The following is a 19503-nucleotide window of genomic DNA, read 5'->3' on the forward strand; positions in this document are numbered from 1 at the left end:
CAAGCGCCTAAGGGCGCTTTTTTATAACCGAAGAAAGGTACATACCATGTCTAAAATCGTAGAACTCCGCCGCAAGCGCGCTGAAATCAACGCACAAATTCAGGCGCTTGCAAAAGTTGAAGAAGAAGATGGCCAGTTAAGCGCAGAGCAGCTGACTAATTTCGAAACCCTGGGCACTGAGTTTAAACAACTCACCCAGCAGATCGAGCGGCTTGAATCGGCAGAGCAAATGGCCGCAGCCACCGCAGCGCCGGTAGCCTCATTTGGTAATAAGTCTGCCGCTGTTAAGGTGAAAGAAGCGCCCAAGCAATACCTGGGCTCCAAGCTTTCCCGCATGGTCATGTCCATTGCTGCATCCAAAGGTGATCTGGCCGATGCTGCCAAGTTTGCCCGCACTGAAATTGGTGATGCTGATGTGGCCATGGCAATTGAAACCTCAGCGGGTTCTGGTGGCGCCCTGGTACCTCAGAACATTCACGACGAAGTGATCGAGCTGTTACGTTCGCGCACTGTTGTTCGCAGCCTGGGTGCACAGACTGTGCCACTGCCTAATGGCAACCTGTCCTTACCACGCCTGGCGTCTGGTGCAACTTCCGGCTACGTTGGTGAAGGCACCGATGTGAATGCCACTGAATCACAGTTCGACGATGTGAAACTGTCTGGCAAAACCATGATCACACTGGTACCTATCAGTAACCAGCTGATTGGCCGTGCCGGTTTCCAGGTGGAAAACCTGGTGCTGAATGATATTCTGGGTGCTATGTCTGTTCGTGAAGACAAAGCGTTTTTGCGCGACGACGGTACCAGTAATACTCCAACCGGTTTTAAAAAGCGGGCAACGGATGCCGGTCGTACTCATGCCTGGGCAGGTACCGCTGACTTAGTCACAATTGATGCCTATCTGGATTACCTGATCCTGATGCTGATGCAGTCCGACAGCCTGCTGATCCGTCCGGGTTGGTCCCTGTCACCGCGCAGCCTGATGAAGCTGAAGGGCCTGCGTGATGGCAACGGCAACAAGGTGTATCCGGAAATGGATCAGGGCTTCTTGAAAGGTTATCCAATCAAGCACAGCACCACTATTCCGGTGAACCTGGGCGCTGGATCGAACGAGTCTGAAATCTACTTTGCCGACTGGAACGATGTTGTGATCGGTGAAATGGATAACATGACCATCGATTTCAGCAAAGAGGCGACTTATAAAGATGCCGGTGGCAACCTGGTATCTGCTTATGCACGTAATCAGTCGCTGATCCGAGTTGTTGCAGAGCACGATGTAGGCTTCCGCCACGTCGAAGGCCTGGCACTCGGTACCGGCGTTACCTGGTAATTTGCCTGGCAAGTAAAGCCTGCAATTTAGTGGTGGAGCAATAGCGCTCCGCCATTCAATGAAAACCGGATAGAAGGTACAGAACCATGTCCAACGCAAAGAAAACCCAAACACCAGAAGAACTGGCAGCTGCTGAAGCAGCAGCCAAGGCCGAAGCGGAAGCCAAGGCAAAAGAAGCAGCGGCTGGCAAGAATGTCTCCGTCACATTCACCAAGCCGTGGGGCCGTTACAGCCGCGGTGATATTGCCGGCTTCCCGGCAGATCGCGCCAAGCAATTGGTTGAAGGTGTCAAGGTAGCCGTATCAGGCACCAAATTACCCGAAGCCCCGAAAGCAGAATAACACTCCCTGGTAACCATTAACCGGTCTTCGGGCCGGTTCTTTTTTTGGCTGAAAGCATGATTAGTTTAGAGCTGGCAAAAAAACATCTGGTAGTCGACCACGACGAAGATGATGTGCTGATACAAGGTTTAATCAAAGCTGCATATCTGCATGCGGAGAATAAAACCAATACCTGCTTTGAGCCAAAAGAAGTCACCATTACGCTGGATCATCTGCCGCATGGCGCCGAGCCAATCAAACTGGATGTTACGCCAGTGCGCGAAGTGGTTGAGTTCAGTTTCGTGGACCCGCAAGGCGACACGCTCGAACTACCGGCAGAAACCATGAGGCTGGATAAGCGGCCACTTTACCCAACCCTGGCCCCACAATTCGGCACGAGCTGGCCAAAAACGATTGCAGAGCCAGAGTCTGTGCATATCACTCTGGCGGTGGGGTATGAGGAAACACCGGCCGATGCCCAGGCGGCTATGTTGTTGATGATTGGCAACTGGTATGCCAACCGGGAATCTGTCGTTATCGGCACTATTTCATCATCATTGCCTATGGGTGTTTCAATGCTGCTTGAACCTTACATGATCCGGAGTATCGGATGAGAGCCGGGGTACTACGCTTTGCCGCAAAGCTGGTAAGTATTGACCGAGCTGGCCGGGATGAATCTGGGGAAAAGCTGCATCGCAGCACAATACAATTTACTGAAATTAAGACTATCCGTTTCGGGTTTCTGAGCAAAAAACAAGAGCTGGAACGGATAGCCAATGGCAAAGCAACACCAACAAACTTTGTTATTCAATGCCGATACGACCCGCGCATTCAAAGCACCGGCACGGCAATTTTTTATCAGGGCCAGCATTACGAAGTGAAGGATGTTGAGAACGCAAGAGGGATGAACCGGGAACTGATAGTTACCTGCGAGCAAATGAAGCCATGAGCAAACAAACCATCGAGGGCGCAATTGTCGAACTCCTTCTGAGCACCCCCTCCATCGCCACCAAAGTTGGTAGCCGGATCACGCCACTGGTTCGGGATGCTGAAGAGCCGTTGCCGGCAATTGTATACTCTGGCGGCGATCCGGAGCGTGAGCGCTACCTGGACGGAAGTTTTTCGGAAATGGCTTCCTTGCTGATGGCCTTTGAAGTTTGGGGCTATGGGTACATGGAAACAAAAACGTTACTCAGCACAGTGATCGCCACTCTGAATAATGCCAGTGGTAACTTGTACGGCCACCAGGTTCTTACCATCAACTGTGAACCAGGGCAGGAAAGCCGGGATTGGGACAGCAACACCATGGTCATTGAATTTACTGCTGAAATCACAGTTAAGGTGGAATAAGTGTCAATTCAGTTCAGTGTTATAGGGCTTGAGCAGGTAATGCAAAAGCTTGAAAACACATCCCCCAAAAAACAGCGGCAAGCTTACCGCGCAGCAGCACGATCAGGAATGCGATCGGTCCGGCGCGAAGTGCAAAACAATGCAGCAAAAATTGACAACCCCGGCACCCCAAACAGCATTGCCCGCAACGTAGCCATCAGAGCCATGCCACGAAGGAAACTACGCCAGGCAGGCGGTAGCCGGTTTGATATTGGTATCAGCGTTGGGATACTTGGCGGGGCCAGACGTTATGCCGATAGCGCAGAGAACCGCCGTAAAGGTCGCGCCGGGCAAGCATATCAAACCGGTGGCAGCAGCAAGAACCCCGGTGGAGATACCTGGTATTGGCGTCTTGTAGAGTTTGGCCGTGCTGGCTTTACTATCCGTTCTAAAAGCGTGAATGGCAGGCCATCCAGTTTGTACAACCCACAAACCGGCCAGAACTTTGGGCGCCGGGTTGGGCCTGTGGCGGCCAAGCCAATTATGGGGCGAACGCTGCAACAAAGAACAAATCAGGTAATGAATGACCTGATGAATCGAATCGAAATCATTATTCAACGAACCGCCAAATAGGCGGTTTTTTTATACCACGCAGGAGACATAACCATGTCAGTATTAACCCAAGGAACACACATTTTCTTTAAAGACCCGGCTGATGGTGGTGGCGTCGTTCGGGTTGTTAAAGCAACGCAATTCAACCCAGGCGGCAACCCTGCCGACCAAATCGAAGATACCGGGCTGGAAGACTTTGACCGCACCTACCAAAAAGGCATGCGCACCCCAGGCCAGGCATCCATGACAATCAATGCCGACCCAAATCAAGCGTCCCACATTCGCCTGCACGAGCTATCACAGCAAGAAGGTGACACCACGCTTGATTGGGTAATTGGTTGGTCTGATGGTACCGCAGAGCCAACATTTGTGGATGGTGCATGGGTGCTCCCGGATAGTCGCACCTGGTTTAAGTTCCGTGGCTACGTATCGGACTTCCCGTTCGACTTCCAGCTAAATGCCGTAGTTACCACCCAGGTTGCTATTCAGCGCACCGGCGGCAGCCAGTGGGTTAAGAAAAACGGCACCCCTTAAGGAGTAGCGCATGGAATTTAGTATGCAAGCACTGGAGGAGGCCGGCGCATTTATGCCGGCTCGCCCAGAAAAACGCGAAATCGAATGGTTTGTGATGAAGGAAGATGGCAGCAAAAAAGACTTTAAAGCCACCATCTATGTGCGCAAGCTGTCGTTCGCCACGCTTTCAGCTGAAAGTATGAGCATGAATTATCGGGATAACGTTATTGCCGCCCGTATCGCTGCCAGCGTGGTGGATGCCAAAGGCAAGCCTGTGTTCACTGCTGATGACTTGATCGGCAATGAAGAGCGCGGCCCTATCTGTGAATCGCTTGGCCTTGCTTTATTAAAAGCCGTTGCCGAAGTGAACAATCTGAAAGGTGAGGAAAAAAACTCACAGCCGCCGATGAAGTCTGGCACGAAATCGTGCTCGCCGGCGTCGGCGGCAAAACGATCGCGGAAGCCAAAGAGCGCATAAGCTACTCCGAGTTTCTGGACTGGGTGGCTTACCGAAAGAAGCATGGCCCGCTGTGCATGCAGTTGAGGATAGAGCGTTTATCAGCGCTGCAAATGTTTCAGTTCCACCGGGCCAACAGCAAGAATTCATCGCAAACAGTTGATGATTTTATGTTGTGGACGCGTAAGGAAGATCAGGAAGTATCTCTTGAACAGGCTATGGAAGAGTGGGTATAGTTAATATGAATGGCCTGACTTTGGTGGACGTAATGCAGCTTGCTATTTTGATAATTCTGACGCTTATTCTCTTAGTTTTATCACCACTAATCCTTAATTTGTTTTTGGTTTTTGCTGCCGTAATTGGGGTTTATTTGGCAGTGGCGATAATCGCCTCTGTATTATTTGGTGCTACTTATCTGTTTTGGTTAATATTGAAGCCGCGAAAAGTAAAATATTTCACTGAAGTTGATGGTGATCTAACGTTTTGCGCATATTGTCAGGTTGAAATATCTGCAACAGATGAGAAGTGTTTTAACTGCGGCGGCCCTGTCTAAAGTATAGCTTGAACAGGATATCTATTAGTGGTTATAGTCATCGGCATGAAGCTAAATTTGTTATTTATTAACTTATGCCATTAATTAAAAGAAAATTTACCGAGCCGGATAGAGAAAACCCTACATGGGAAGAACGCTGGAAAGGTGAGGATGCGGGTTTAATCACAAGCTGGGAAGTTGGCCGTCACCTGAGGCGGTCATCTCCAGAACTTGCCGTTAAAGCTAGTAATGGTGAGTTGCCGGTGCTCGACTTCAAAGGTGGTTATGCTAAATCGCTCAAGAAAAAGCAAAAAATAGGAAGTCTGAACTATTTAGCACAATGGCAAGCATTGCGGGGCGAGGATCTGCACATAGATACTGATCAGGAGTATGTTTTATCTTGTAGCAAGACAGGTAATGAGACAGTTTTTACACATGATAACCAAAAGCTTGGTGTTGAACCTGACAGCTCATTTGCACTTGATTAGGTTATAAAAATCAGTTTCATCTATAATTTTAACCTTCTGACCTTCTTGCGCTGCTTTTATTGCGTTACGGTGTTTGCTGCTTAAACCTGATGGGTGCGTAACTCTATAGTCGCTTGAACCTACAACCAGAATTGTAGTTTTTTTCGTAAAACTTTGCTTTATAGTGCAGCCTGCATCAGCAGCCAGTTGCATTGCTTTATCTCTTGATATGCCAAGGGGGCCGGTAAAAGTGACGACTTCACCAAGAAGGGGGCCATCTGGGTTAACGATAATATCGATCTTTTCCTTGGCCATAGGCAAGTAGGCCATGCTATTTGAAATATTAAGCCATTCGATTAGAGTGGTATCAGATTTCTGGATAGCAACGTCCAGCACTTTCCCTGCAGCGCGGGCATCACATAAGGCGTTGTGATGTGATGTAAGTGAAACATCTAAATCAAAACAGACATTAGCCAAAGAATAGCCTCGCAGTGCATACCTTTCTGGCCATGTTTGACGCACTACTCTAGTAATATCCAGCCAAGGGTTTGCAATGAATGGTTGATTAATATTATCCAGAGATTTTAAAAGTGAGTAGCGGTCAAATTGGCCATAAGATGCAACAATTTTAGAACCAATAAAAGAAAGGATGCATGGCAAGGCATCTTGAAGTGCGGGTGCGCTTTCAACTTCTTCTGGTTGAATGCCATGAATAGTAACGTTTAATGGATCGAAGTGGCTTTGTGGGTTTATCAAGCTTTGCCACTCATCAACAATTACTCCATTGGAGAACTCAACCAAACCAATTTGGCAGATAGATGACTGATTAGAATTGGAGGTTTCAATATCTATAACAACAAAACTGTTTTCACTCACAATAAAATACTCATACATTTAAATTTTTGAGAGATTAGTTTTTATTCTTCGCGCCGTCAATTTTTACGTATTTCCTGTTCGCTATGAGTGTTAAATTAACACTCTAGCTTTACAACCAGCGTGATCAAGGCCATAATCCGCAGTGAGGCGTGAGAACCTCAGTCAGTAAGCGGAAGCCCAGCCCCGACAGCGTTGGTTTTTTTATGCCTGTTACCCTTTAAAACAGCATAAAAGCACCCGATTTCTATGTCGGGAGGGCGATGAATACAATACCTTCGGGGAATAAATCCGCAGCTCTTACTGGCTGTTCTCAACCTCCCGGCACCCATTTGAGAGTGGGTTAATTGAGAAAAACAGTAAGGAGGTCTTATGACCACATTATCTATCATCCCGGCAGATGCAGTTATTATCCATGAAGCTGAAATACGAACCACCTCTATTAAGGTGGCCGAGGCTTTTGGTCGTCGGCATGCTGACGTTATCGCTACCATAAATAAGCTTGATTGCTCAGAGCAATTTGCATCAACGAACTTTTTCGCTCATGTTCAAAAAGTAACCATTGGCAATGGGGCGAGCCGTGAATCAAAGATTTACGAAATGACCAAAGATGGCTTTATCTTTCTGGTTGGTCGTTTCAATGGAAAACTGGCAGCGCAGATCTTTGAGGCCTACATTAATGCTTTTAATGTCATGGCTGATCAACTTTCAGAGCGACACCGCCCAGCTGAAACTGTAACACCAAGCGAACAGCAAACGCTTAGTGAAGTAGCGCATAAGAAAGCGGCACTGCACCAGAGCACAGGCAAAGCACTGGCAGAAATTTGGAGCCGGGTGCACAACAAATTTCGGATCGCCAAGTACGATCAATTGCCAAGGACGCAGTTGGCCGAAGCCATTGTGTACATTTCACAGCTGCAGCTAAGGGCGCCGCTAACGCCGCAGGAAACTCTGACAGAAGATCACATGCGCTTTATCAACAGCCGGTTGCGTGAAATTCAGGATTGCTCGCTGTTTCGCGGTGATTCATCTTTCTTAACCTGGGCTCGCAACCGAATTCGCACCGATTTCAGTGTGAATGAAATAGCAGACATCTACGCGAAAGATTGGCCAAAGGTGGAAAGGCTTCTTGATCAGTTAGATGCCGATGTGCGCGAGTTTGTGTGCTTTATCTCACGCGGCAAGCAAGCCTTCTTAAAAGAAGTGATCAGCGGGGGATCGCCTTACATCCCTTGGATTATGCGAAGGATGGGCGGAACCAAAACACTACCGGCCAGGCCGGACTGGCGCAAGCTGGCTCTGGCTTTGAACAGTTAATGAACCTGGTAAACCCGATTTGGCGGGTTTGAGAGTAAACAATGAAACGAAACTGGGAATTAATCCGGAAGATACTGCTGGCTGTAGAGCAACTGGCCGTAGAAGAACAGGCCGTTGCTGCCAATGATATTCCGGGCTTTGCCCCAGAGGTGGTGAACTACCATCTGCAACTGCTAAACGATGCTGGCCTGGTAAAAGGTTCATGCTCTACCTACCTGGATGGGCGGGTAGAGTGCTTTGCCAGGCAGCTTACCTGGCAGGGGCATGAGTTTCTGGATAAAATCCGATCCCAAGGCATGTGGAATAAAACCCTGTCTGTATTAAGAGACAAAGGGTTGGATTTATCTTTCGATACCATTAAAGCAGCAGCGGCCCAGGTGGCCGCGAATATTATTGGCAGTTAGCAAGAACCGGCCACAACCAAAACTATGCACATAAACCCGCCACGGCGGGTTTTTTTATACCCGGAGATCTGAATGTCCACCAAATCACTTGGCCAGCTGACGCTTGATCTGATCCTGAAAACTGGCAGTTATACAGAGCCACTGGACAGAACCACGCGCCAGACCAAGCACCAAATGAAAGAGATTGAGAAAAGCGCTCAATCGGCCGGTGATATGGTGAAGCGGTCATTTGCGGCATTGGGTATTGGTGTTTCTTTAAATGAAATTCGCAAATACAGCGATGCCTGGAAAGACTTAAATGGCCGGGTTCGGCTGGCAGTTGGCCCCATGGGGGATGCCAATGGGGTGATGCAAGAGCTTGAACAAATTGCCCGCCGCAGTTACTCGGCCCTGGAAACCACAGCTGAAGGCTATCTGCTTAACGCCACTATCTTGACGGAGCTTGGCTATCGCACAGAAGAACAATTAAAGTTCACCAACGCCCTGGCTTCTGGCCTGGTTGCCAGTGGCGCCAAAACTGAGCGTGCAGCCTCTGTAACCAACGCCCTGTCTAAAGCCATTGCTGAGGGTGTGTTGCGCGGCCAGAACTGGAACACTGTTGTGCAGCAGGGCGGCCTGGTGGTGGATGCCCTGGCTGATAGCCTTGGTGTAACACGGGCGGAGCTGGACCGAATGGCCAGGGCGGGTGAGCTTACTACAGACAAGTTTGTGGGCGGCTTAATCGATCAGTTCGACGAGCTGCAGAAAAAAGCAGATGGCATGGCCACAACCGTTGGCGATGCTTTTTTGCAGTTGGATAATGCAGCTTTAAAAGTGTTTGGTAGCCTTGCCGAGGGAACAAATGCATCTGGCTTGCTGGCAGCCTCAATTATGAAGCTGGCAGATAACCTGGAAACGGTAGTCAAAGTTGGTTTGTATGCCTCCACCATCATTGGCGGTCGGTTGGTAGCCTCGATGATCGACAGTACCCGCAGCTTTATAGAAAACGCGCAGGCGGCGCATGCCAATGCAGCGAGCCAGCAACTGGCAGCTGATGCAACAACCCGCCGTGCTTTAGTTGAAAAGCAGTCAGCGATAGCAACGCTCAATTCAGCGCGGGCTGATTTGGCTAATGCCACATCGGCAAAAGCCGTTCAGGATGCAACGGCAAGACTAACGGCAGCAAAAGCACAGGCATTAACTGCCATCGAGGCTTACAACAAGTCAGCAGCCAGGTCTGCTGCGATTAATACACAGCTTGGTTTTGCAAGCACGCGAGCCGCTTCTGTGCTTCGGTTTTTTGGTGGTGGTGCCGGTTTATTCTTCACAGCGGCCACCGCAGCAACAATTTATGCCATGTCGAACCGGGATGCCAAACTAACCACAGAGCAACTTACTGCAGCCATTAATGAACTGCAGGGGCCACTAGAAAGCATTAAAAACACATTCAAAGAACTGAATGATGATCAGCGAGCTGCAAAAATACTCGAATGGGGAGAGGCTCAGGAAGAGGCCGCAAAAATTGCAAATCGCGAGTGGGGAAAACTCAGCCAGACGCTATTTGGGTTTCAAGGTGCTTTTGAAAAGTTAACCCCCGAACGATTCGCTCTGATTGATCAGTTAAATCAAGCAAGGCAGGCCGGTGAAAGCATTACTCCCATACTGCAAAAAGCCGGTGAAGAGGCCGGTGTTCCACAAAGCCGCATTAACGAATGGATAAAGCTGGCAGGATCCTTTTCCACCGCTCAGCAAGAAGCCGCCAACGCTGCAAGTGTGGTGTCGCAGCTTCAAGCAACCTTAAACCAAGGTGCAGATGGCAGCGCTGTTCGGGCATTGTCTGAAGACTTTGAAAAGCAAGCCGCTACCCTGGTACGCCAAATTGAGCTATTTGGCAAAAACACCCAAGCCGCCAAGATGCTTTATGAAATTCAAACAGGTTCTTTGGCCGGAAAATTGAGCGAGCAAGAGCAAAATGCTTTACTGGCACTCGCTCAGAAAGTCGATTACTTGAATGAAAGTGCCGCTGCAGCTCAGAAGTACCATGCAGAACAGGAAAAAGCGATAGAGGCTGTCAACGCATTTATCAGCAAAGCCAGAGAGACAGAGCAAGTCCTTAAAGCGCAGCTGGACGGTACCAATAGAATTGGCAACGCGCAAAAAGAGCTGATCCGGTTTGAAACACAGTTTGCTGAAATCAAGAGCAAAGATGTGCTGTCTGCCTACGAGCAAGAGTTTTTAGCGCAGGCAGATTCAACCAGAGCCCAGCTTGAAAAAAATGCGGCCCTAGAGAACGAAGTGCGCCAGAGGCGTGCAGCGGTGGCGCTGGCTGAGCAAGAGCGAAACTTAAGGCTTTCCACCGGCAGCCTGGCAGAAGAGTACGACATTCAGCTGAAGCTGTTTGCAATGGGAGCAAAGCAGCGACAGATAGAACTTGAGCGCCTTGAAATAACCCGCGACATCACCCGCCAAAAGGAAATGGCTCTGCAGGCCATGCAGGCTGGTGACATCAATAACGATCAGTACAAGGCACAAATCGAGCTGTTAGACGATCATTTATCTCAGCGCTTGGAGTTGTTTGACAACTACTATGCCCAACTTGCTGAGCAAGAAGGTGATTGGACGAACGGCATGATGTCGGCCCTGCAGAACTACATTGATCATGCTCAGGATATTGCTGGCCAGACTGAAGATATTTTCGGCAAACTGTTTAGCGGGCTGGAGGATAACGTCCTCGAATTTGTGAAAACTGGCGAGTTCAGTATGCGTGAGCTGATGGCATCTATTGCTGATGATGTGATCCGTATGCTAATCCGGATTGGGGTGCAAAAGCTCGCCAGCATGGCCCTGGATAAAACAATAGGCACCGCAGCAGCTGCAGGATACATTGCACAAATTACGGGGCAGGCATCGGCTCAAACCTTCATGGCCGGTCTTAATGCCTTCACTTCAACGGCAGCCATCCCGATAGTTGGCCCAGCTTTAGCCCCGGGGGCGGCCGCTGCTGCGACAAGCGTAGCTGGTGGCTTTGCTGCTGGCGCTATTACCGCAGCCAGCACAACCTTAGCCGGTATGGCGCACAGCGGTATTGATTACATACCAAGCGAAGGCACCTGGTTGCTGGATAAAGGTGAGCGGGTGTTAAGTGCCAGGCAGAACGAGGATCTATCAAGGTTCCTGCGGGCGACCGATGGAATGCAGGGCAAAAGGAAAGGTGCTGGGGTGGGGCAGAAAGTGGACTTAAACTTCAATTTCACTGGTTTGGATAACGACAGCTTGCTTGAAATGCTTCTGGATAATCGGGGGACTATAGCGGATATGGTGCAGATGGCACTGGAGGATCAGGGCGTTCGGCTGGATTGATCTAATACCACAGTAAGAAAGCAAAAAATATATCCAGAAAGCCAGTTCAATTGGCTTTTATAGTATGACTACCAGAAAAGTTTTTAATTTGAGGGGCTGTTTTTGGGGTGTCAAATCCCCCGCGGCCACTCGAATCACTCTTAAACTAACCCCAGAAAAAGCAAAACCCCGAAGGCGGCCACCTTCGAGGTTTCTTGCTGTAACCCCTAAACCACCTTAGGAGAAACGCATGTATGCAGTATAACCCCAAACACCAAGTAAGGGTAGATGGAAAAATGAACGAACATGATGCTGGAAAGGTTGGAAATAAATTGGCAAACGCTGCACTGATCGCCTCAGTATTATTTGGTGCAGCAGCACTTATCGCTGCGGCATCTACTTGGTTTAAGGTGCTTTCATGAGCCAACTACCACCAGCCTTTGCCATACAATCCGCCAGGATCCGCAGCAACGCGCCCAACTTTGCCAGTGAAAGCAAAAACCTGATCACCAATGCTCGACGCATACCAGCCCAGCGCTGGGAGTTCGTCCTGCGCAGTAAGCCGATGCTAGCCGAGCAGGTGTTGGCTGCTTTTGCCTGGCAAGCTGGTCTGAAGGGTTCGCACGGTGTATTCACCGCCGTGATCCCGTATTACAGCCACACCAAAGGCGTTGGCTCTGGTAGCCCCACGGTTCGCACAGCGGCAAGCCCAGGTGCAACCAGCATTCAGCTGCAAGGTTTTAGCGGTCCGGTGGTGGGGCAGTTAAAAGCCGGTGATTTCATCAAGTTTGGCAACCACAGCAAATGCTACATGGTGCTGGCCGATGTGAACTCCAACGTCAACGGCCAGCTGACCATTCAGATCTTTCCGGAGCTGCGCAAACCGCTCACCGTTGGCACGGCTGTGCAAATTAACAATGTGCCATTTACCCTGCGCCAACGCGGGGATATTCAGGAATTCAACGCCGATGGCCGGGACGGCCGCATTTCAACGCTTGAGCTGGATTGCTACGAGGCCCTATAACCCATGCTGAATGTTACGCCACAAGTCGCTGCAGCTATTGCCGGCGACCATGAGTATTGCCATTTGATCCGGATGGAGCTGGCCAACAACACCACAGTGCGCCTCACCGACAACGGCTACGACATTGACTGGAACGGCGAGCAGTACCTGGCCGATGGTCTGCTGCTGGGGATGGATGCCCCACGCTTTACCACCGAGCTGCGCATTGGGGAAATCCAGCTGGCATTCACCGCTGTGGATCAAACAATGGTGGCCATGATGCTGGGCCAAAACCAGATTAACCGCTACGTGTACATTTATCGGGCCTATCTGGCTGATGGTGAAATCATCCCAAACCCGATCCTGATGCATGCTTGGCTAATCACTGGAACCGATGTGTCAGACAGTAATGACAGCTCACAGATCACGGTAAGCCTTGCCAGTGAGTGGGCCGACTTTGAAGCCCCGCGTGGACGCAGAACGACAGATGCCAGCCAACGCAGGTTTTATCCCGAAGATCGTGGGTTTGAATTTGCCACCCAGGTGAAAAAAGACATTAAATGGGGTGGCGTGTGATTAAGAAGTTGGGGCGAAAGCTTTTTAGGGCTGTCACTGCACCACTGCGCAAAGTTTTATCCTGGATTTATCCAATGCCGGATATGCCTGACATTCAGGGCGTGATGGTCGAAAAGCAAGGTAGTGATCACCCTCTGCTTTTAATCTATGGGAAGCGCAAGGTTGGTGCTGTAAAAATACACAAATTCTCTACTGATGCACCGGGCGGTGCTGAGAATGAGTTCCTGCATTTAATTGCTGTTTTTTGTGAGGGCCCGGTGCACGCCATCGAGGAAGTGTTCTTTAATGGCATCAGTGAAAACGATGCGCAGTGGAACAAAGATGGCGGCGGAAAATGGTTTACCATCAGCCGGCATCTTGGCGCCCACGACCAACCTGCATCCGCTGCAGCAGTGTCCGGGATTCCGAACTGGACTATAAATCATCGATTGCAAGGCGTTGCCTATGTATATATCCGGGTTCAAATGGATGAGCAGCAATCCATTTGGAGGGGCGAGCCTGAAATTGTGGCCCGTGTTGCTGGCAGAACCATTCATGATCCACGCACCGGCCAAACCGCCTACAGCGAAAACCCTGCCATCCAGTTGCTGGATTACCTGCTGAACCCGGTGTACGGCAAAGGCATGCCAGTTGGTCGTCTGAACATTGCCAGTTTTATTGCTGCTGCCAACCTGTGCGATCAAACCGTCGATAACACCGCTATCATCAATGGCGTGGTAACTGGCCAGGTAGCCAAGCGTTTTACCGGCAACCAGGTGATCGATACCAGCCGGTCTGTATTCGCCAACGTGCATCAAATGCTCCAGGGCATGCGCGGCATGCTGCCGATTGGTACCGGCCAGATCCGCTCGCAGCTGGAAGGTGAAGGCGAACCGGTCTTTTTCTTTTCCCACGACCGTAGCGATGGGTTAAACCACGCCACCATCGTGGGCCCAATCAAAAGCAGCAGTGGCAAAAAGAACGGTCGCTACAACCGGGTGATCGTGCGCTTTGCCAACAAAGATGCCGACTACGAACAAGATGAAGTGTTCTGGCCAGCCAACGATCACCCTCTGGCCCAGCAATGGCTTGACGAAGACAACGGTGTGCGTCTGGAGCAATCATTCGAGTTCCCGGGCATCACAAACAAAGCCGAAGCGCTGCAGATGGCGGAAATTATCGCCAAGCGCAGCCGCAACCAGCTTAGCTGCTCATTCCCCGCCAGCCCGCTGGCAATATTGTGTGAGCCTGGCGATATTGTTGGCATTACAGACGACACCCGGGGATGGGATGCCAAGCCGTTCCGGGTAGAGCAAACCAAGCACAATGAAGATGGTAGCGTAGAACTGGATTTTGTTGAGCACCAGAATGCTGTATACCCCTGGTCTGGTACCAGTTACGAGCAACGGATAGGTGGTACCAATCTTGGCGACCCAACCAACATACCAGCGCCCAGCGGTTTAACGCTAACACCGGATCAAACGCTGCAAACTGGCGGCCGCCTTACCTGGTCCAGTCCGGCCAACGCTTTCGTGCGCCGGTATCAGGTCAATGTACTATCAGGTACCACGTTGCTGTTCAGCGAGGAAACCGTAGCCAGAACCATCACACTGCCATTGCTGGACGTAGGCGAGTACAGCATCACCGTACGTGCTATTAGCTCGCTGGGCACTTACTCACCAGCGGCCGCTCTGGCCTTTACCATGGTGTTGCCAGTTCCACCCAGCGACATTGTACTGGAAGCCACCCACGACACCATAGGAGCCACCGCCCAACTGGCCGGCCGTGGGTTTTCAACGGTGTTTAACTACGATTGCGTGGAAGGTGACGGCGCGGGGCACACGCCAAGCCCACGCACCACCGGCAGTACAGCGGTTTTTGTGGGGTTAAAGCCCAACACGCTGCATACCGTTTTTGCGCAAACAGTCAATGTGCTGGGAGAAAGCGGCTGGATCAACCGGCAGATTGAAACCAACGATTACAGCGTGCTGGTGGATATGCTGGAAGAAGAAATGGCTGATGCTGTTTTCCCCAGGGTGGTTACTGAGCTGCAGGAAACCGTTTTAAATGCGTTCCCAACTGCTGCCGAAGTAGACGCGCTGATGGAAGCCGCGATAGGCGATCCACGAGTAGACTACAACCGCACGTTACTCACTGTGATTGATGAGTATGAGTTTCATGCCACAGTCGAAGGCTTGCAGTTTGCCATAGCTACCGAAGCGGAAACTCGCGCAGCGCAAATACTCACGTTAAACGCGAATGATGCAGCCCTTGCTCAGCAGATAATGACAGTGAGCGACAAGGCGGATGGTACCGCCGAATCGCTGGCTGCTATCCGCACCGCGATACAGGGTGATGACACCGGTACCAGCGCCGAGTTGATATTGCAAAGCTGGCGTAACGAACTGGGCGAGATGAACAGCCGTGCTTTTCTTGGCGTCACCAGCGTTACAGCCGGCGTGGCCCGAGTGAATGGCGTCCTGATAGATGGCGAAACCAACACCATTGAATTTCAAACCGGTGCTATGCGCTGGATTGGTTTGGATGGTGTGCCTCAGTTGTATTGGAGCGCTGTCCGAAATCGCATAGTTTTTAGCGGCGAGATCGATGCAGCGGTTTACAATGCGGTAAAAGATGGCTGGCGATTAAGGATTGATCCTGCCAGTGAAATTATTTTGTGGTTTGGTCCATCATCTGTTCCGGCCCATGAGCAGACGCGCAGCAATGGCAGATGGTGGCTGGATAACTCCGGCCAGTACAAAGGCAACGCCAATGTTGGCCGGCAATCCTACCCAATAAGTTTACAAGGCACCGAAACGCAAACCCGAAATATAACCATGCCGTGCATATCTGGATTTGCTGATATGCATGTGCTAACGGATCAGGTATTCGGGCAGCTGTCTGCAAGCACAGTTATAAACAACACCCATGAAACCATTTATTTAAGCATTAACTTGTATGCAGATGGTGTTTTCATTGGGCAATACGTTCATAACTTGGCCGTGATTTATATCGGTGCACTTAATCCACCGATGTATGAAGTTATGGATAACGGCTCCAGGCAAAGCTTGATCGAGTACGTCGATAACACAGCAAAAACCTATGGTTCAAACGTGAACTATGAAGCCCGCGTGAGCATTCATTCCCGCGATCCCGCAGTGAACTTATCTTCCAGCAGCATGAATTTGCGGCTACGCATTTTCATAACGGAAGTGGCAAACACTTACTAAAACAGGTAATCATGCGACCACTAGCACCCATCTTCTCCCCTGCAGTCTCTGTACAGCAGGGGAGTTACCAGGTAACGGTTACCGGCAACGTCGATTGCAGCGCTTTTAACGTAGGCACCGTGCTGCACATTGGCAACTACGGCCCAACCACCGCCACCAGCGGCACAGAGCCGGATGAAAACGGCATCAGCACCATCACCCTGGCGCGGCCCTGGGCCGGCCCGGATGTAACCGGTGAACAGCTGCTGGCCTCTATGGGCTATCAAGACTTGCTGGCCGCTATTTACAAACTGCAAGACCTTCGTGCAGCAGTCAACCCGCTAAAAGAGCAACTGGAACACCCGTTCAGCGCCACCAGCATTGCCGGCCAAAGCGCCCACAAGGTAGCTAGTGCCACCAGCTTTACCCGTGAGCTGATTGAGGCATTTAAAACGCCCCAGGATGTACTGGATGCTATTGAAGCTGCTGAGGAGTTTGAGGGTGAACTTGGAAACTTGAAATCATCCACAGATGAACAGATAGGCAATGTTAATAATAGCCTCAATGACTTAAGAAATCCTGATAGTGATTTTCTAGTTTCCGGGATTCCTGCGAAAGAAATTGCTCAAAGTACGATTAGAGTAGCGGGCATCAAGAACTTAAAGCCACTACCTGATATTACTCAGCATGTCGGTGGTTTTTACCCAGGAACGTCAGCGGGCGGTGGGGTATATGTTTACAACCAGTACACCCCAAAATCAGGGCATAACGGAGGTTCGGTGCTTGCCCCAGAAGCTATTGAACAATGGGATGGCACCGAGGAAAATCTAAATCAATTGTTGGAATGGTCAGGTTCGGGGAATGGCTGTTACAACAAAAGGGATATAGCCCTGGATGCCCTTGATTTCGGTTTGACTCATAATGGCGCATCTGCTGCAGATGCGATTAACAAGGCCGCCAGTGTAAATCTCGGTGTGGGTGGTGGCAATGGTACAAGGTTAATTGTACCGAGCGGCAATTTTACAGTGAGCAAAAAAATAAGACTTGGTAACACTCGGGTTCTTGAGGGTTCAAGTGGCTTCATTGGCTCCAAGCTGATCGCATCAGATGATTTCCCCAGCCATCAGTCCGTTGTTCACTTGGATGGGGACTGGTCATCCTGTATCAACATCAATGCACAGGTACCGGCATCAAGGTACGAAAGGGATAAGTTTCAGGTTACAGCTCCATCCAATCCCGTACACTGCTTTGATTTAACAACGTTTGGAGGTTCGCTGACCCGATTCCGGGCGCTAGGAGGGGATATTGGCGTCAGGATTGCACCTCGCTCGGATGGTACGTTTACTGCTGAAAACAAGCTGTTTCACGGTCACATCAGGCTCTGCCGTACAGGGGTTGATATTAGTCGATGGGATTCGGAAATACACTCTACAATCATTGAAGAGTGCCGTGTTGGCGTTAACACCACGACAGGACTGGAAGCTAATATGGTCCACCCCGTTCGCTGTGTTGATGGCTTTCAGATCAGGGATAATGGCAACCCTGTGCACATGACGAACACCTTCATTGATAGCTGCTTACGTAACGGAGTTTGGTTTTTAGGAAACTCCAGATCAGCGCATTTGGTTAATACCTATGTTTTGAAGCCTGGTAATGCTGGAGAGCTAGGCTCTAATTTTCGGGCTTTCAACTTCGCAAATGGCAGTGACTTTAATCAAATTCATAACGTGGCAGTGCGTGGTGGCACAACGCACTTGGGTAGCCTGTTCTTTTTTGGCCCTGATGTTAAAAACAACGTTATATCCGGTGTTGATTGCCCTGCAAAGACGGCATCAGCAGGTGCTCAAGTCGAGCGAATGCGCCGGCAAACTGTGTATGGGTGCACAAGTGAGGCAGCCAGATATAACAACATAGTTCGCAAGAATCGCTATGTAATAGGACAGGGCGATTTCCCGGCTGGTTCCACTCAAAATATCATTGTCACCCTGGATTATGATTACAGTTATTCTAACAACGAGTACATGACAATCATTTTCTATGGTCATTGGGTGGCGTATGGCACAAACAACAGAACCAGCTACGGGCGGTTGTACCTGCCGGTAAACTTTAACCTGGATGTTAATTCCCCATCGTCCGAACCAATAATCGAAAGGTTAAGCGGCTTCTCAGGGTTTGAGTTTGAAGTGGTATCTGTATCATTGTCGGGTGATGCTCTGCTTTTATCCATTAAAAACAACTGCGAATTTAATTCATCGTTTGCTTTTGAGATTGAGCGGTCAATTGATAGCAGGGGAAGGACTTTCTAATGAATCTAAATTTAGTGGAACAGTTGCTCAAGCCACTGTATGAAAGGGCTCTATTGGGCTCAACTATCAGCGAGTGTTTTGCGCTTTATTTTAACGGGGTGAATGCTTACGGCGAGTTTGAAAGCAGATTGATTACTATTGGAGGCATAAATTTAATCCGATTCCAAACGGGTTTTGTGCCGGCAGAAACAACAAATGGAACACAGCGGTCTGTAATCATTACTCAGCACATCCCTGGTGTAACAGCATGGGATCAGCGAGAGTTTCATTTAATCACGGATCCTTCGGGATATATTCAGCTGCAAGCTGGTAGCTCAAGCTTTCGAACCTCGTTGACTCGATTGGAATCGTTTTGTCTGTATGAAATCACTGTGGATTACTTTTCCAGCAATTTTAGAGTTAAAAACGTAACTAAGGGTACAGAAGAGAACTTGGCGCTTTCTTACGGCTCTGGTTCTCAGCCGACAGCAAAGACCTACCTGGCAGGCCTTCCAACCGGAGGGATTAGATTTATGGGGCAGTTTATCTGGATTGAAGTTAACGGAAACTACTACCCGATGCGCTCCAAAGGAAGTGCGGTTCAACAGGCCGAACCAAACAATGGAAACCCATTGACTCTGTTCAATACAGTGCCAGAAAACTGGGGGGTAGTACCGTGCAATCTACGACCATAAATGATTTTTCAGAATCGCCCGAACTGAAATTTGCAGTAATTACTAAAGAAGCCTGGCAGGCCGATCCTGTTGCTCAAAATCTCAGTTCTTCCCCGCGCCATGTTGAACATGCTGGGGTGGATCTTGTTGTTTTATCCATACCAAGCAGCCGCTGCCTTGAATTGTTTCAGTACGTTGGTGGTGCTGTAGAGTTCGGGGAAATAACCATTGGCAGCGGCTTGGTTTCGCTATTGCTCCACAACGAAGTATTCCGCTATTTACCCGAAATTAAAGACGATGAGTAA

At 49.8% G+C, this 19503-nt stretch carries 21 protein-coding genes; 20 read left to right on the forward strand and 1 reads right to left on the reverse strand.

The annotated features are described in order from the left end of the window. Window positions 1-46: 46 nt before the first annotated feature. The 10 genes from ABC502_RS07875 to ABC502_RS07920 all read left to right on the forward strand — a co-directional run bounded on the left by ABC502_RS07875 (window position 47) and on the right by ABC502_RS07920 (window position 5581). Entirely contained in the window at window positions 47-1330 is a 1284-nt protein-coding gene (locus ABC502_RS07875; RefSeq protein WP_345915485.1) for a phage major capsid protein, read from the forward strand. Window positions 1331-1416: 86 nt separating this feature from the next. Further along, a complete protein-coding gene (locus ABC502_RS07880) occupies window positions 1417-1671 on the forward strand; it encodes a hypothetical protein (RefSeq protein WP_345915486.1) in 255 nt (84 codons plus the stop codon). A gap of 56 nt (window positions 1672-1727) precedes the next feature. Then, window positions 1728-2264 carry a head-tail connector protein gene (locus ABC502_RS07885; RefSeq protein ID WP_345915487.1) on the forward strand — a complete coding sequence of 179 codons (537 nt, stop codon included), beginning with the start codon at window positions 1728-1730 and terminating at the stop codon, window positions 2262-2264. Then, window positions 2261-2599: a phage head closure protein gene (locus tag ABC502_RS07890; protein ID WP_345915488.1), complete on the forward strand. Its 339-nt coding sequence runs from the start codon at window positions 2261-2263 to the stop codon at window positions 2597-2599. The genes ABC502_RS07885 and ABC502_RS07890 overlap by 4 nt, the downstream gene beginning before the upstream one ends. Then, complete coding sequence (locus tag ABC502_RS07895) at window positions 2596-3000, forward strand: hypothetical protein (RefSeq protein WP_345915489.1); 405 nt, start codon at window positions 2596-2598, stop codon at window positions 2998-3000. Before ABC502_RS07890 ends, ABC502_RS07895 begins: the two co-directional genes overlap by 4 nt. Further along, window positions 3001-3612 carry an HK97-gp10 family putative phage morphogenesis protein gene (locus tag ABC502_RS07900; RefSeq protein WP_345915490.1) on the forward strand — a complete coding sequence of 204 codons (612 nt, stop codon included), beginning with the start codon at window positions 3001-3003 and terminating at the stop codon, window positions 3610-3612. A 33-nt stretch (window positions 3613-3645) separates the two neighbouring features. After that, a complete protein-coding gene (locus ABC502_RS07905) occupies window positions 3646-4125 on the forward strand; it encodes a phage tail tube protein (RefSeq protein ID WP_345915491.1) in 480 nt (159 codons plus the stop codon). Between the two features lie 10 nt (window positions 4126-4135). Then, window positions 4136-4582, forward strand: a complete 447-nt coding sequence (locus ABC502_RS07910) for a phage tail assembly chaperone family protein, TAC (RefSeq protein ID WP_345915492.1) — start codon at window positions 4136-4138, stop codon at window positions 4580-4582. Window positions 4583-4802: 220 nt separating this feature from the next. Next, window positions 4803-5114 (forward strand): hypothetical protein, encoded by a 312-nt coding sequence (locus ABC502_RS07915; RefSeq protein WP_345915493.1) that lies wholly within the window; start codon window positions 4803-4805, stop codon window positions 5112-5114. Between the two features lie 74 nt (window positions 5115-5188). Then, entirely contained in the window at window positions 5189-5581 is a 393-nt protein-coding gene (locus ABC502_RS07920) for a hypothetical protein (protein WP_345915494.1), read from the forward strand. On the opposite strand, the gene ABC502_RS07925 is transcribed toward ABC502_RS07920, so the two are convergent. Further along, window positions 5564-6436: an exonuclease domain-containing protein gene (locus tag ABC502_RS07925; RefSeq protein ID WP_345915495.1), complete on the reverse strand. Its 873-nt coding sequence runs from the start codon at window positions 6434-6436 to the stop codon at window positions 5564-5566. The two genes, ABC502_RS07920 and ABC502_RS07925, sit on opposite strands and share 18 nt — an antisense overlap. Before the next feature lie 369 nt (window positions 6437-6805). Here ABC502_RS07925 and ABC502_RS07930 point away from each other — a divergent pair, with 369 nt between their 5' ends. The 10 genes from ABC502_RS07930 (at window position 6806) to ABC502_RS07975 (ending at window position 19503) form a co-directional block, all read left to right on the forward strand. After that, window positions 6806-7750: a Rha family transcriptional regulator gene (locus ABC502_RS07930; RefSeq protein ID WP_345915496.1), complete on the forward strand. Its 945-nt coding sequence runs from the start codon at window positions 6806-6808 to the stop codon at window positions 7748-7750. 41 nt (window positions 7751-7791) lie between these two features. Continuing rightward, a complete protein-coding gene (locus tag ABC502_RS07935) occupies window positions 7792-8154 on the forward strand; it encodes a DUF2513 domain-containing protein (RefSeq protein WP_345915497.1) in 363 nt (120 codons plus the stop codon). Window positions 8155-8226: 72 nt separating this feature from the next. Next, entirely contained in the window at window positions 8227-11493 is a 3267-nt protein-coding gene (locus ABC502_RS07940; protein ID WP_345915498.1) for a phage tail tape measure protein, read from the forward strand. Window positions 11494-11726: 233 nt separating this feature from the next. Beyond that, complete coding sequence (locus ABC502_RS07945; RefSeq protein WP_345915499.1) at window positions 11727-11894, forward strand: hypothetical protein; 168 nt, start codon at window positions 11727-11729, stop codon at window positions 11892-11894. Next, window positions 11891-12496, forward strand: a complete 606-nt coding sequence (locus ABC502_RS07950; RefSeq protein WP_345915500.1) for a hypothetical protein — start codon at window positions 11891-11893, stop codon at window positions 12494-12496. Before ABC502_RS07945 ends, ABC502_RS07950 begins: the two co-directional genes overlap by 4 nt. 3 nt (window positions 12497-12499) lie before the next feature. Continuing rightward, window positions 12500-13051 (forward strand): hypothetical protein, encoded by a 552-nt coding sequence (locus ABC502_RS07955; protein ID WP_345915501.1) that lies wholly within the window; start codon window positions 12500-12502, stop codon window positions 13049-13051. Window positions 13052-13125: 74 nt separating this feature from the next. Then, complete coding sequence (locus ABC502_RS07960; protein WP_345915502.1) at window positions 13126-16260, forward strand: phage tail protein; 3135 nt, start codon at window positions 13126-13128, stop codon at window positions 16258-16260. An 11-nt stretch (window positions 16261-16271) separates the two neighbouring features. Then, window positions 16272-18545 carry a hypothetical protein gene (locus ABC502_RS07965; RefSeq protein WP_345915503.1) on the forward strand — a complete coding sequence of 758 codons (2274 nt, stop codon included), beginning with the start codon at window positions 16272-16274 and terminating at the stop codon, window positions 18543-18545. Beyond that, complete coding sequence (locus ABC502_RS07970) at window positions 18545-19219, forward strand: hypothetical protein (protein WP_345915504.1); 675 nt, start codon at window positions 18545-18547, stop codon at window positions 19217-19219. Before ABC502_RS07965 ends, ABC502_RS07970 begins: the two co-directional genes overlap by 1 nt. After that, the gene (locus ABC502_RS07975) at window positions 19201-19503 is read left to right on the forward strand and encodes a hypothetical protein (protein ID WP_345915505.1); all 303 of its coding nucleotides are present in this window, start codon (window positions 19201-19203) and stop codon (window positions 19501-19503) included. The genes ABC502_RS07970 and ABC502_RS07975 overlap by 19 nt, the downstream gene beginning before the upstream one ends.

It is taken from the genome of Alkalimonas sp. NCh-2 (assembly GCF_039631345.1).
Taxonomy (GTDB): Bacteria; Pseudomonadota; Gammaproteobacteria; order Enterobacterales; family Alteromonadaceae; genus Alkalimonas; species Alkalimonas mucilaginosa.